This window comes from Comamonas thiooxydans, assembly GCF_002157685.2.
Classification (GTDB): domain Bacteria; phylum Pseudomonadota; class Gammaproteobacteria; order Burkholderiales; family Burkholderiaceae_C; genus Comamonas; species Comamonas testosteroni_H.
The window spans coordinates 4336768-4349859 of record NZ_AP026738.1; the positions used below are offsets into that span (position 1 = coordinate 4336768).

The 13092-nt window shown below is 64.5% G+C and carries 11 protein-coding genes; 6 read left to right on the plus strand and 5 right to left on the minus strand.

All coding sequences use genetic code 11. The annotated features are described in order from the left end of the window. Positions 1–75: 75 nt before the first annotated feature. Positions 76–1164, plus strand: a complete 1089-nt coding sequence (locus tag CTR2_RS20130) for a tartrate dehydrogenase (protein WP_087081551.1) — start codon at positions 76–78, stop codon at positions 1162–1164. A gap of 117 nt (positions 1165–1281) precedes the next feature. Here the strand turns inward: CTR2_RS20130 and CTR2_RS20135 are convergent, their stop codons facing one another. Then, positions 1282–1749: a DUF1801 domain-containing protein gene (locus CTR2_RS20135; RefSeq protein WP_087081549.1), complete on the minus strand. Its 468-nt coding sequence runs from the start codon at positions 1747–1749 to the stop codon at positions 1282–1284. A gap of 139 nt (positions 1750–1888) precedes the next feature. Continuing rightward, positions 1889–2824, minus strand: coding sequence for a LysR substrate-binding domain-containing protein (locus CTR2_RS20140; RefSeq protein ID WP_087081547.1), 936 nt, complete (start codon positions 2822–2824; stop codon positions 1889–1891). 111 nt (positions 2825–2935) lie between these two features. Between CTR2_RS20140 and CTR2_RS20145 the strand changes: the two genes are divergently transcribed. The 4 genes from CTR2_RS20145 to hpaI all read left to right on the plus strand — a co-directional run bounded on the left by CTR2_RS20145 (position 2936) and on the right by hpaI (position 7977). Beyond that, positions 2936–3919 carry a Bug family tripartite tricarboxylate transporter substrate binding protein gene (locus tag CTR2_RS20145; protein ID WP_087081545.1) on the plus strand — a complete coding sequence of 328 codons (984 nt, stop codon included), beginning with the start codon at positions 2936–2938 and terminating at the stop codon, positions 3917–3919. A 47-nt stretch (positions 3920–3966) separates the two neighbouring features. Then, the gene (locus tag CTR2_RS20150; protein WP_087081544.1) at positions 3967–5496 is read left to right on the plus strand and encodes a UxaA family hydrolase; all 1530 of its coding nucleotides are present in this window, start codon (positions 3967–3969) and stop codon (positions 5494–5496) included. Positions 5497–5558: 62 nt separating this feature from the next. After that, the gene (locus CTR2_RS20155) at positions 5559–7040 is read left to right on the plus strand and encodes an NAD-dependent succinate-semialdehyde dehydrogenase (protein ID WP_087081542.1); all 1482 of its coding nucleotides are present in this window, start codon (positions 5559–5561) and stop codon (positions 7038–7040) included. A 133-nt stretch (positions 7041–7173) separates the two neighbouring features. After that, entirely contained in the window at positions 7174–7977 is an 804-nt protein-coding gene (gene hpaI, locus CTR2_RS20160; protein ID WP_087081540.1) for a 4-hydroxy-2-oxoheptanedioate aldolase, read from the plus strand. 170 nt (positions 7978–8147) lie between these two features. Here the strand turns inward: hpaI and CTR2_RS20165 are convergent, their stop codons facing one another. The 3 genes from CTR2_RS20165 to CTR2_RS20175 form a co-directional block, all read right to left on the minus strand. Next, entirely contained in the window at positions 8148–10754 is a 2607-nt protein-coding gene (locus tag CTR2_RS20165; RefSeq protein WP_087084497.1) for a sensor domain-containing protein, read from the minus strand. A gap of 259 nt (positions 10755–11013) precedes the next feature. Beyond that, positions 11014–11898, minus strand: coding sequence for an EamA family transporter (locus CTR2_RS20170; protein ID WP_445082610.1), 885 nt, complete (start codon positions 11896–11898; stop codon positions 11014–11016). A 142-nt stretch (positions 11899–12040) separates the two neighbouring features. Continuing rightward, a complete protein-coding gene (locus CTR2_RS20175; RefSeq protein ID WP_087081537.1) occupies positions 12041–12595 on the minus strand; it encodes a hypothetical protein in 555 nt (184 codons plus the stop codon). 94 nt (positions 12596–12689) lie between these two features. On the opposite strand from CTR2_RS20175, the gene CTR2_RS20180 reads away from it, so the two are divergent. Beyond that, the gene (locus CTR2_RS20180) at positions 12690–13043 is read left to right on the plus strand and encodes a hypothetical protein (RefSeq protein WP_003069365.1); all 354 of its coding nucleotides are present in this window, start codon (positions 12690–12692) and stop codon (positions 13041–13043) included. Positions 13044–13092 lie beyond the last annotated feature (49 nt).

Consider the following 13092-nt stretch of genomic DNA (forward strand, 5'->3'; position numbering starts at 1 on the left):
ATCAGGCCACGATCAGTCAATTGTATTCAGATATGCAAGGTGCAGAATACCGCAACACATTCACGAGGAAGCACCATGTCCACTCCCAAAAAGATTGCAGTCATCGCCGGCGACGGCATCGGCAAGGAAGTCATGCCCGAAGGCCTGCGCGCGCTGGAAGCCGCAGCCAAGCGCTTTGACCTGCCGCTGGAGTTCCACCATTTCGACTGGGCCCACTGCGACTACTACGCCGAACACGGCCAGATGATGCCTGACGACTGGAAGGCCCAGCTCTCGGACATGGATGCCATCTTCTTCGGCGCCGTGGGCTGGCCCGCCACCGTGCCCGACCATGTCTCGCTGTGGGGCTCGCTGCTCAAGTTCCGCCGCGAATTCGACCAGTACATCAACCTGCGTCCGGTGCGCCTGTTCGAAGGCGTGCCCTGCCCCCTGGCCGGCCGCAAGCCCGGTGACATCGACTACTACGTGGTGCGCGAGAACACCGAGGGCGAATACACCTCGCTGGGCGGTGTGATGTTCGAAGGCACGGACCGCGAGATCGTGATCCAGGAATCGGTCTACTCGCGCAAGGGTGCCGACCGCCTGCTCAAGTACGCCTTCGATCTGGCCCAGAGCCGCGCCAAGAAGCATGTGACCCTGGCCACCAAGAGCAACGGCATCGCCATCAGCATGCCCTGGTGGGACAAGCGCGCCGACGAGGTGGCCAAGGCCTATCCAGAAGTCACGCTGGACAAGCAGCACATCGACATCCTGACCGCGCGCTTCGTGCTCCAGCCCGGCCGTTTCGACGTGGTGGCCGCCACCAATCTGTTTGGCGACATCCTGTCCGACCTGGGCCCTGCCACCACGGGCACCATCGGCCTGGCGCCGTCGGCCAACCTCAACCCCGACCGCAACTTCCCCTCGCTGTTCGAGCCCGTGCACGGCTCGGCACCCGACATCTACGGCAAGAACATCGCCAACCCCATCGCCATGGTCTGGTCAGGCGCGCTGATGCTGGACTTCCTGGGTCGCAGCGAAGGTGTCTGGCGCCAGGCCCACGACACCATCGTGGCCGCCATCGAGCACACGATCAAGGCCGGTCCGCTGACGCCCGATCTGGGCGGCAAGGCCAACACCACCGAGGTGGGCGAAGCCATCGCCGCGGCCATCGCCAACGCCTGATGACTCCGGGCTGGCCCCAGCCGGCCCGATTCAAGATAAGAAGCACCCCGCGCAGGCTGAACCTGCACCGGGGTGCTTTTGCACGCCTGCACGCCCAGGGCCACCGGCTGCGGCGAGCTAGGCTGCAGGCCGCGGTTTGGCTTTGGCTTGCGAAGCCGATTTTCTGGCCAAACGGGCCTGGGCATTGCGCTGCGCAGCGGCCTGCACCAGCGCCTGAAACGCTGCGCCGTCGAGCGCTTCGCCGACATGCAGGTCGATGGCCCGGCGCGTGCCGCCCTCCAGGCTGGCATTGAACAGGCCGGCCGGGTCGGCCAGAGCCGCACCATGCGCGAAGGTCAGCTTGACCACGGCCTTGTAGGTCTCGCCCGTGCAAAGAATGCCGTCCTGCGACCATACGGGCGTGCCGCGCCATTTGAGCTCTTCCACCACGGCGGGCAAGGCCTCGCGGATCAGCGCGCGCACGCGGGCCAGCGTGGCGCCGCGCCAGTCATCCAGGCTGGCAATCCTGGCGTCGATCAGAGCCGAAGCCTCGGGGCCGCTGACGGGCCCGGCCGGAGGTGCAGGCATGGGCGGCAAGGCATTCATAGATGGGTCTCCATGGTTGGACCTGGAACCATGTACGGCACAAGGCTCAAGACATGGGACAAGGATTGCATCACGGTAGCACGCCAAAGCGGAGCGGCCCCAGAGGGCCAGCCCGCCCCATATCAGGCTCATACCAGGCTCAGCCCAACTCGCCCGCCACCTCGCGCAGGCATTCGACCAGCAAGCCCGTGGTCGGCGTCAGCGGCTGGCCGCGCAAGGTGATCAGCCCCACGGGCGGCAGATCGATGGGCACTACCAGATCCAGCATGGCCAACGTACCCAGGGCAGCATGGCTGCGGGCCACGCCACGCGCCATGAAGGCCACGGCGCCGCGCTGGTGCACAAAGGTCAGCTGCGAGAGAAAGGACGCGCTCTCCACGATGTCGGCCGGCGGATGCAGGCCGTGGGCATAGAACTGCTGCTCCAGCTTCACGCGCAGCGAGGCCCAGGGCGGCGGCAGCACGCAGGGCTGGTCCGCCAGGGCCTGCCAGCTGGCCGCGCCCGGCGCCAGCAGCGCATGGCCGGGCCGCACCACGGCCACCATGGGATCGTCGTACAGCGCCTCGGTCTCCAGGTCGGGCGCGGCATAGCCGGGCTCCAGCCGTCCGACAAACAGATCCAGCTCGCCCAGGCGCAGCTTGGGCAGCAAGCGCGTCAGATCCCCCTCCTCCACCATCACCGTGGTCTGGTCCGAACGCGCCTTGAGCCGCTCCACGGCGCTCGCCAGCAGCACTGGCGTGGCCACCACCATGGCGCCCACGCTGGTGCGCCCGCGGGCACCGCTGGCCTCGGCAGCCATCTCGTCGCGTGTGCGTTCGAAACCGGCCAGCACCGAGCGCGCAAAACGCACCATGCTGACACCGGCTGCCGTGGGTTCGGTGCCGCGCGTGGAGCGCTCGAACAGCGCCATGCCCAGCATGCGTTCGACCTCGGCCAGGGTCTTGGAGACGGCGGGCTGGGTCACGGCCAGAAACTCGGCCGCACGACCCAGGTGGCGGAACTGGTCCAGCGCCACCAGCAGCTGCAGATGGCGCAGCTTGAGGTTGGATCGCAGCACACGATCGATCTTGCTCATGGGGCTTCATTACCTAATAGTTATGAAGAGAGTCTATCTTTTCATTGGATTGTCATGGAGCAGTTTTGAACAATCGGGGTTGGCAGTTCAAATAACGACAGGAGACAAGCGATGATCCTCCCACGCAGCAGCCGACGCAGCTTTGTGCTCGGCGCCATCGGCGCAGCCACGCTCGGCAGTTCCACCCGCCTGCTGGCCCAGACCTGGCCCGAGCGCCCCATCACCTTCATCTGCCCCTGGCCTGCCGGCGGCACGGCCGATCAGTCCATGCGCGCGCTGTGCACCGTGGCCAGCCGCATCCTGGGCCAGGCAATTGCCGTGGAAAACCGCGCCGGAGCCTCGGGCATGATCGGCTCCAAGGCTCTGGCCTCGGCCAAGCCCGACGGCTACACCATCGGCCAGATCCCGATCTCGGTCACGCGCTTCTCCCAGTTGGGCACGCTGCAGGCCGATCCGCGCAAGGACTACACCTATATCGCGCGCACCTCGGGCCAGACCTTCGGCATCGCCGTACCGGCCAACTCGCACTTCAAGACCCTGCAGGACTTCGTCGCCGCCGCCAAGGCCAAGCCCGGCAGCATCACTTACGCCCACGCCGGCGTGGGCGGCGCCACCCATGTGGGCATGGAGGAGTTTGCGGCCGCAGCAGGCATCCAGCTCAGCCATGTGCCCTACAAGGGCGGCGCCGAGGCGCTGCAGGGAGTGCTGGGCGGCCATGTGGACGCGCTGGCCGACTCCAGCTCCTGGGCCCCCCATGTCGAAGCCGGCAAGCTGCGCCTGCTGGCCACCTGGGGCGAGCAGCGCACGCCGCGTTTCAAGGACGTGCCCACGCTCAAGGACCTGGGCTACAACGTGGTCGTCGATGCGCCCAACGGCATCGGCGCGCCCAAGGGCCTGCCGCCCGCTGTCGAAGCCAAGCTGCGCGATGCCTTTCGCCAGGCCGTGGCCAGTCCCGAGTTCAAGTCCGTAGCCGACAGGCTGGACGCACCCTTGCTCTACCTGGACGGCCCCGACTACGCCAAGTATGTGAACACGGTCTACCAGAAGGAAACCGTGCTCATCGACAAACTCAAACTGCGCGACCTGATGCGCTGACGCGCCGGGTCCCCACCGCCTCAGGCCCGCCATCCCCGGACTCCAAGATGCTCTCCTCCTCTTCTTCCCTGCTGCACCTGCACCCCAACGACAATGTGCTGGTGGCCAAGACCGCCCTGGCCCTGGGCCAGGACATTCCCGAGCTGGGAGTGCGCACGCGCGCCCAGGTGCCGGCCGGCCACAAGATCGCGGCACGCCGCATCGCCGAGGGCGAGCAGGTGAAGAAGTACGACACGGTGATCGGCGTCGCCACACGCGACCTGGAGCCCGGCGACTATGTGCACAGCCACAACCTCAAGCTGGTCGACTACTACCGAGACCCGTCGTTCGGGGCCGACGTGCGGCCCGTGGAGTACGTTCCCGAGAGCGAGCGCGCCACTTTTCAGGGATTTGTGCGAGCGGGCGGCGGCGTGGGCACGCGCAACTTCATCGGCATCCTGTCCTCGGTCAACTGCTCGGCCACCGTGATCAAGCGCATCGCCGCCCACTTCACGCCCGAGCGGCTGGCCGCCTTTCCCAATGTGGACGGCGTGGCCGCCTTTGCCCAGAGCAGCGGTTGCGGCATGTCCTCGCCCAGCGAGCACTTCGACGTGCTGCGCCGTACCCTGGCAGGCTACGCCCGCCACCCCAACCTGGCGGGCGTGCTCATCGTGGGCCTGGGCTGCGAACGCAACCAGGTTGATGCCCTGGTGGATTCGCAAGGCCTCAAGGAGGGCCAGTTGCTGCGCACCCTGGTGATGCAGGAAGTGGGCGGCACGCGCGCCACTATTGAGGCAGGCATCGCCGCCATCGAAGAAATGCTGCCCATCGCCAACCAGGCCCAGCGCAGCACCGTCGCTGCCAGCCACCTCAAGATCGGCCTGGAATGCGGCGGCTCGGACGGCTTTTCGGGCATCACGGCCAACCCCGGCCTGGGCGCGGCCATGGACATCCTGGTGCGCCACGGCGGCACGGCCATCCTGTCCGAGACGCCCGAGATCCACGGCGTGGAGTTCATGCTCACGCGCCGCGCCATCAGTCCCGAAGTCGGCCAGAAGCTGCTGGACCGCCTGGCCTGGTGGGAACGCTACGCAGCCGGCCAGAACGCCCAATTCAACGGCGTGGTCGGTCATGGCAACCAGGCCGGCGGCCTGGCCAACATCTTTGAAAAATCCCTGGGAAGCGCCATGAAGGGCGGCACCACGCCGCTGCGCGCCGTCTATGAATACGCCGAGCCCATCACCGAACACGGCTTTGTCTTCATGGACTCGCCGGGCTACGACCCCGTGGCCTCCACGGGCCAGATCGCCAGCGGCGCCCAGCTGATCTGCTTCACCACGGGCCGCGGCTCCATGTTCGGCAGCAAGCCTGCGCCCACCATCAAGCTGGCCAGCAACACGCCCATGTTCACGCGCCTGGAAGAGGACATGGACATCAACTGCGGGGTGGTCGTGGACGGAGAGCTGACCGTGCCCGAGCTGGGCCAGCAGATCTTCGAACAGATCCTGCGCCACGCCAGCGGCGAGCAGACCAAGAGCGAAGCCCTGGGACTGGGCGACCATGAATTCGTGCCCTGGCATCTGGGCATCGTGAGCTAAAGAAAACGCATCTTCCAGAGCTTTCCGCTCTTATCCGACCTTCACTTTCTGCGATTTTCACCATGAACGCCACGCCACTCAGACTGCAACGCACCGAACTGCAGCGCAGCGCCAACTTCATCGCCGGCGCCTGGACGCCTGCTGCCAGCGGCGCCAGCTTTGCCGTGACCGATCCAGCCACGGGCAACACCATCACCGACGTACCCGATTCAGGTGCGGCCGATGCGCGCGCCGCCGTGGATGCCGCCCTGGCTGCGCTGCCTGCCTGGCGCAAGCTGCCGGCCAAGCAGCGCGCAACCATCATCAAGCGCTGGAACGACCTGGTGCTGGCCCATCAGGACGATCTGGGCACGCTGATCTCGCTGGAGCAGGGCAAGCCCCTGGCCGAAGGCCGGGGAGAAGTCGCCTATGCCGCCAGCTATATCGAATGGTTCGGCGAAGCCGCCACGCGTATGAATGGCGAAGTCATTCCCGCCCCCGTGCCGGGCCGGCGCATGTTCGCCCTGCGCGAGCCCGTGGGCGTGGTCGCCGCCATCACGCCCTGGAACTTCCCGGCCGCCATGATCGCGCGCAAGATCGCGCCGGCCCTGGCTGCGGGCTGCACCGTGGTCTGCAAGCCGGCCGAGGACACGCCGCTGACCTCGCTGGCCCTGGTGCTGCTGGCACATGAAGCCGGCGTGCCTGCCGGCGTGCTCAACATCGTCACAGCCTCGCGCGAGCGCACGCCCGAGGTGGTGGATCAGTGGCTGGACGACAGCCGCGTGCGCAAGATCACCTTCACCGGCTCCACGCCCGTGGGCAAGCATCTGGCGCGCCGCAGCGCCGACACGCTCAAAAAGCTTTCGCTGGAACTGGGCGGCAACGCGCCCTTCATCGTCTTCGAGGACGCCGATGTGGCTGCGGCCGTGGACGGCTTCATGGCTGCCAAGTTCCGCAACGGCGGCCAGACCTGCGTCTGCCCCAATCGCGTCTTTGTGCACCGCTCGGTGCACGAGGCCTTTGCCCATCAGCTCAGCGCCCGTGTGGCAGCCCTGCACGTGGGCCCGGCCAGCGACCCGGCCTCGCAGATCGGCCCCATGATCAACGACCGCGCGGTCGAGAAGATCGCCCGCCATGTGGAGGACGCGGTGGCCAAGGGCGCCAAGGTGCTCACGGGCGGCAAGCGCCTGACGGATCTGGGCCCCACCTACTACGCCCCCACCGTGCTCTCGGGCGCCACGGCCTCCATGGCCTGCGCCTGCGAAGAAACCTTCGGCCCCGTGGCACCGCTGACCATGTTCGACGACGAGGCCGAGGTCATCGCCGCAGCCAACGACACGCCGTTCGGCCTGGCCGCCTACTTCTACAGCCAGGACATACGCCGCATCTGGCGCGTCGCCGATGCCCTGGAATCGGGCATCGTGGGCGTCAACGAAGGCGCGCTGGCCGCCGAGGCAGCCCCCTTTGGCGGCGTCAAGGAGTCAGGCTACGGCCGCGAAGGCTCGACCCACGGGCTCGACGATTACCTGCACATCAAATACGTCTGCCAAGGTGGATTGGATTGAATGCAGGACACCTCCCTGAGGAGCGGCGCGGCCAGCCCAGGCCCTTGCTTGGCGTCTCCGGCTTGTGCCGCGCCAGTTACAGGCGCCACGCCTATTCACCTGCACTCCGCCCTTTCACTGAATCGAGCCCCCCATGCCCGCACTGAATCCCTTCAAGACCGCCATCGCCGCACGCCAGCCCCAGATCGGGCTATGGCTGTCCATGGCCGCCCCCTACCTGGCCGAAGCTGCCGCCACCACAGGCTATGACTGGTTGCTGATCGACGGCGAACATGCGCCCAACGATCTGCGCAGCACCCTGGCCGCACTGCAGGCCGTGGCCCCGCACCCGGCTCAGCCGGTGGTGCGAGTCGTGGAAGGCAGCACGGCCCTGATCAAGCAGATGCTGGACATCGGCGTCAAGACGCTGCTCGTGCCCATGGTGGACACGGCAGACCAAGCGCGCGCCATCGTGGCCGCCACGCAATACCCGCCCCTGGGCGTGCGCGGCGTCGGCAGTGCCGTGGGACGTGCCTCTCAGTGGAGCAGCCGCACCGACTATCTGAATGTGGCCGACGACGAGGTCTGCCTGCTGGTGCAGGCCGAGACCACCACGGCCCTGAAAAATCTCGAAGCCATCTGCGCCGTGGACGGCGTGCATGGCGTCTTCATAGGCCCTGCCGACCTGGCCGCCTCCATGGGCCACCGCGGCAACCCCGGCCACCCCGAGGTGCAGGCCGCCATCGAGGCAGCGATGCGGACCATTGTTGCCAGCGGCAAGGCTGCAGGTACGCTGACCTCGGACCCCGCGCTGGCACAGCGCTACCTTCAACTCGGCTGCAGCTTTGTGGCCGTGGGCGTGGATGTGTTGATGTTCGTGAATGCCGCGCGCAAGCTGCGTAGCCAGTTTGCCGGCTCCACGGTGGTGGCCCCGGCACTGCCAGGAGCCGCCTACTGAAGCCTTGCCGCACCACGCAGAAGCTTCAACCACGCTCGCATATCCTGACGAAGATGCCGCACAGCCGCCAAAACCAGGGCAGCATCACAATGCGCGTGGCCTCTCAGCCACATCTGCACATCATTTCATCGCTGCCGGAGCGATCTGTGCCGAACCTCTGCACGGCACGTTCATGCGGCGACGGCGCCTGGCGCGGTCGGCACCGGGGAAGCCGGGTTGGCAGCCAGCCAATGCTCAAACTCCTTCGGAGCCAGCGGCCGGGCGAACAGAAAGCCTTGCGCCACCGGATAGCCCTGCTCGCACAGCATCACGCTCTGCGTTGGCGTCTCCACGCCTTCCGCCACCACGGTCAGGTGCAGACTCTTGCCAATGCCCAAAATAGCACTGCTCAACGCCCGCGCCGCCTCGTCATGTTCAAGATCGGCCACGAAGCTGCGATCCAGCTTGAGTTCGCTGACCGGCAGGCGGCGCAGATAGCTGAGGCTGGAGTAGCCGGTGCCGAAATCATCCATGGACAGGCGCACGCCATGCGCATGCACCTCGTTGATGGTCTTCATGGTGCTGGGGTTGGTGTCCAGCAAAATGCTTTCCGTCAGCTCCAGGGTCAGGTCCTGCGGCACCAGATCGTTTCGGTCCAGCGTGTCGGCGATCATCCGTGGCAAATCCAGATTGTGAAAGCTCGATGGCGACAGATTGACCGACACCGCGGGGACTTCCATCCCCTTGGCCCGCCACTGCGACAGCTGGCGACAGGCCTCTTCCAGTGCCCAGCTTCCCAGATCGGCGATCAGCCCGCACTCTTCGGCCAGCGGGATAAAGCGGGCAGGCGAGATCTCGCCCAGCTCGGCATGGGTCCAGCGCGCCAGGGCCTCCACGCCATACAGACGGCCGGTGGCCATTTCGATCTGAGGCTGATAGTGCAGGCGCAGGCCGCCGCTTTTGAGCGCCTTGCGCAGCGCAGTCTCCAATGCCAGACGCTCCTGTGCCAAGCGGTTCATTTCGCTGCTGAAGAAACAGAAACGGCCGCGCCCCTTGCTCTTGGCCTGGTACATGGCCATGTCGGCACGGTGCACCAGGGTCTCCATATCCCGGCCGTCCATGGGAAACATTGCAATGCCCACGCTGGCGGATATGGCCAGCGAGGTGTCGGCAATATTCAGGGGCTCTGCCAGCAACTCCTGCAGGCGTTCGATGGTATTGGCCACATGCTCCGCATCGCATTGCGGAAGCACGGCAACAAACTCGTCACCCGACAAACGCCCGGCAATATCGGAGCTGCGCAGCACACGCTGTAATCGCGTCGCGACATTGCGCAGCAATTCATCCCCCACAGGATGACCCAGAGAGTCATTGACCTGCTTGAACCGGTCCAGGTCGATGAACAGCACCGCCAACTGTTCGTCATTGCCGGCAGCTGACGCAATCGCCTGATCGGCCTTGGCCTGCAGCAGGCTTCGATTGGGCAATCCGGTCAGGCCGTCGTAGAAAGCCAGCTGACGAATGCGCGCGCGCGACAGCTCACGCTCCAGCGCCAGGGCGCACAGATGGATGCAGGCATCCACCAGTTGCTGGTGAAAAGCCGAGGCATCCCCGGTCAGTTGCTCCCGGTAATAGAACGCGAATGTACCGATCGGCTTGCCGCCGCTGTTGCAGATGGGAGTGGACCAGCAGGCTTTGAACCCCAGCGGCAGGATCAGGTGCTTGAAATCCGTCCACAACGGATCATGTGCAATATCGTCCACCAGTACCGGCGCGTTGCGCCAGGCCGCCGTTCCGCAGGAACCCACATTCGGTCCTATGGCCACCCCGTCTAGCAGCGCTGAATAAGAATGCGGCAGGCTCGGTCCGGCCAGCGGATGGAGCAGACCCTGGGCATCCACCTCGAGAATCGATGCCGTCACCTCCGGAGCAATCCTCTCGACCTCCAGGCACACCATCTCCAGCACCTCCACCAGCGGCCGCTCGCGCGCCATGGCTTCCAGCACGCGGTGCTGCAAGGCCTCATGCATCTTGGAACGCGTGATATCGGTCAGCATCGAAACCGTGTATTGCCAGCGCCCGTCCGCGTCGAGGATGGGGTTGCTGATGACCTTGGCCCAGTAGCGCTGCCCATGCTTGCCGACCACGATTTCCTCGCGCCCCACAGGCTTGCCGGCGCGCAATTCCGAGCGATAGTGGTCCACAAAGTCCTCGGACGCCTGAGGAGCCAGCAAGGCAATCGGCATGCGCCCCGCAACCTCCTCGGTGCGCCAGCCAAACATGCGCGTAAAGCCGCCGTTGACATGCACGATGCGTGAGCTTCCATCACTGATGACCACTGCCGTATCGGAGGCATCGGCCACCAGGGACAAGCGACGCAAGTGCTCCTGCTGCGCCTGCTCCCGGGCTCGCCGCTGCGTGACGTCGGTAGCGATCTTCAGGATATGCATCACCCGGCCCTGGGCATCCATCACCGGTGAATAGGTAGCCTCCAGCCAGCAACTGCTGCCATCGCTGCGTAGTCGCTCCACCACTCCGGAGTAGGCATTGCCTGCGCACAGATGCGTCCAGATTTCCCGATACCTGGCACTGTCGGCCAGACGCGCAGAGCAAAAGCTGCGATGTGGGCGGCCCAGAGACTGCTCACGCGTAAAGCCCATGAGCTGCAGATAGTTGTCATTGGCACGGTGCAACGACCCATCCAGGCCAAATTCAGCCATGGCCATGACCCTGTCCAAGGCCTGCAGCTGGGCCAGCTGCAGCTCAGGAGGCATCGCGCCAATATCTCCCTCTCGCATCATCATTCCTTTGCATATTCGCATCCCAGGCCGGCTCAAATCCGGAATGGAAAAGTCATGCTTTTATCTGGATGCTGGCAATAATAATGACGAAAACGAGATTCAATATTCGTGATTCAGGCCAAGTGTTCAAAAAAACTTCGATCGACAACAGCTCTTGACTTGCGAGCCTGTGCTGCGCTGGCAAAGTACTCTGCCGGGCAGTCACAGACCGCTCCGGCGGAGTAGCGGCGTGCCCTGCTATCAGCCAGCCGGGGTCTCAGCGCCGCCATTTGCCGCCAAACTGGTTGACCACCATGCCCAGCAGAACGCCCATCGTACCCAGCCACTGCAGGCCATTGGGTGCTTCTCCCAGCAGCAGCATGGCCGACAGCAGGCCGATCACCGGCACCAGCAGCGACAAAGGGGCCACGGTGCTGGCCGCATAGCGCTGCAGCAACCGCGTCCACAGACCATAGCCCAGCAAGGTGGACAAAAAAGCCAGATAGGCGATCACCCCAAGCTCGCTCCAGCCAATGGACTGCAGCTGCGAAGCCACCGAATCCGCACCATCCACCCACAGGGACAGCAACAGCAGCGGCAACATGGGGAAAACGCTGGTCCAGACGATGAAGGACACCGGCTCATACGAGCCTTGCTTGGCCGCCATCCGCGTCAGCAGGTTCGAGCCGGCCCACATGGCAGCGGCGCCCACGGTCAGCACAAAACCGATCAGCGTCATATCCGATGTCCCCTCACCATGGGCTGCACCGATCAGCAGCAGCCCTGCAAGAGCGACGAGCAAGCCCAGCCATTGCCAGCGCTGCGGTTTCTCGTGCAAGAACGCAGCCGCCAGCAGCATGGTGATGAAAGCCTGGGTCTGAAGCACCACGGATGCCATGCCGGCAGGCATGCCCAGCTTCATGCCCGTGAACAGCAGGCCGAACTGCCCGACCCCTTGCACCAGACCGTAGGCGGCCAGCAGACCCCAGGAAAGGTTTTTGGGCGGACGCACGAACAGCAGAAATGGCAGAGATGCCGCGGCAAAGCGCAGCGCGCACAGCAGCAGGGGCGAGAGCTTGGCCAGCCCCCACTTCATGACCACGAAATTAAGACCCCAGACCACGATGACGATGATGGCGCTGAGCCAGTCCGGACGACTCATGCCGGAGGTGGGTGAGGATGCAGAACTCATGACACTAACAACTGATATTGGATTTTCTAGACCGAGCCCCCTAGTATGACTTGCCATCAGTCATGGCTGGCTGCAAAAGCGGTCAAATCCAACACCGGGACTGCAAACGGTCTTACTTGAGCAGATACCGGTCCATTTTGATCGGCAGCATGAGCAAGGCCTTGAATACATACAGGACGATCAAAGTGCCGCTGAAGTCGCCCAGAATCATCACCAGAAGCTGGTCCAGCTGAAAACCATCCCCTATGACGACGGACCAGGCCTGGTGCAGCAAGGCATTGCTCAGTCCGTAAATGACACTGAGCCACAGCAGGCGATGCGGCGTGAGATCACTGAGAGATCGCCCGAGCCCCATCCATTTGCGAGCTGCGCAATAAGTGCCATAAGGGGCAAGCGTGGCCATGATGCCGCCCGCAAATGCCCGCAGCCAGTCATCCGGGAAAAAGTAGAAGTTGCAGACCAGCCATGACACGACGAAAAGCCCAACCACGCCCGCCTCCGCGAAAAGCAGGGTACAAAGCAGACGAGCGCCTGCAGGCAGGTAAATCCAGTTGACGCCCCTGACAAATTCCAGTTCGGAGAAAATCCACTGATTAAGAGCCAGCATCGCCAGGAACAGCAAAGCCGTGATAACCGCCACCGAAAATTGCGTCCAAATGTTCTTCATGCGCTGCCGCCGAGCCTGTTCACTGTCTGCACAGTATTATGAGCGCCGTTTATTCGCTCTTCGTTAGCGGCGCGTCGTCTGTTTTTGCCTCCTCATGCCAAAGTCCCTGTCTGCCGATATCTATTTACGCTTTCTGCACCTGGCAGCGACCATCCGCAACCTGCCAGTGCTGCCCGCACTGGATCCACTGGAGGAACGCCTGCTGGAGCAAATCGCCAATGCCGGCACGCGCCAGGAGCGTCTTTGCGTCCGGGACCTGATGGCCCAGCGTGAACTCGGGTCCCCGGCCACGATTCACACCCGCTTGAAATCCATGCGCCAGAAAGGCTGGATTCTGCTGGCCGATACCGAGGATGCCAGACGCAAGCAAATCGAGCTCAGTGCCGATGCCCACAAGCATTTCGAGAAACTCTCGCACTGCATAGTTCAGGCCGCAGCCGAGAGCTGATGCAGTCAAATGAAAAAAGCAGCCACCGGGCTGCTTTTTTCATGGAGCG

Coding starts and splice junctions, on each gene's coding strand:
- CTR2_RS20130 (WP_087081551.1), top strand. CDS start 76: ATGTCCACTCCCAAAAAGATTGCAGTCATCGCCGGCGACGGCATCGGC.
- CTR2_RS20135 (WP_087081549.1), bottom strand. CDS start 1,749: ATGAATGCCTTGCCGCCCATGCCTGCACCTCCGGCCGGGCCCGTCAGC.
- CTR2_RS20140 (WP_087081547.1), bottom strand. CDS start 2,824: ATGAGCAAGATCGATCGTGTGCTGCGATCCAACCTCAAGCTGCGCCAT.
- CTR2_RS20145 (WP_087081545.1), top strand. CDS start 2,936: ATGATCCTCCCACGCAGCAGCCGACGCAGCTTTGTGCTCGGCGCCATC.
- CTR2_RS20150 (WP_087081544.1), top strand. CDS start 3,967: ATGCTCTCCTCCTCTTCTTCCCTGCTGCACCTGCACCCCAACGACAAT.
- CTR2_RS20155 (WP_087081542.1), top strand. CDS start 5,559: ATGAACGCCACGCCACTCAGACTGCAACGCACCGAACTGCAGCGCAGC.
- hpaI (WP_087081540.1), top strand. CDS start 7,174: ATGCCCGCACTGAATCCCTTCAAGACCGCCATCGCCGCACGCCAGCCC.
- CTR2_RS20165 (WP_087084497.1), bottom strand. CDS start 10,754: ATGCGAGAGGGAGATATTGGCGCGATGCCTCCTGAGCTGCAGCTGGCC.
- CTR2_RS20170 (WP_445082610.1), bottom strand. CDS start 11,898: ATGAGTCGTCCGGACTGGCTCAGCGCCATCATCGTCATCGTGGTCTGG.
- CTR2_RS20175 (WP_087081537.1), bottom strand. CDS start 12,595: ATGAAGAACATTTGGACGCAATTTTCGGTGGCGGTTATCACGGCTTTG.
- CTR2_RS20180 (WP_003069365.1), top strand. CDS start 12,690: ATGCCAAAGTCCCTGTCTGCCGATATCTATTTACGCTTTCTGCACCTG.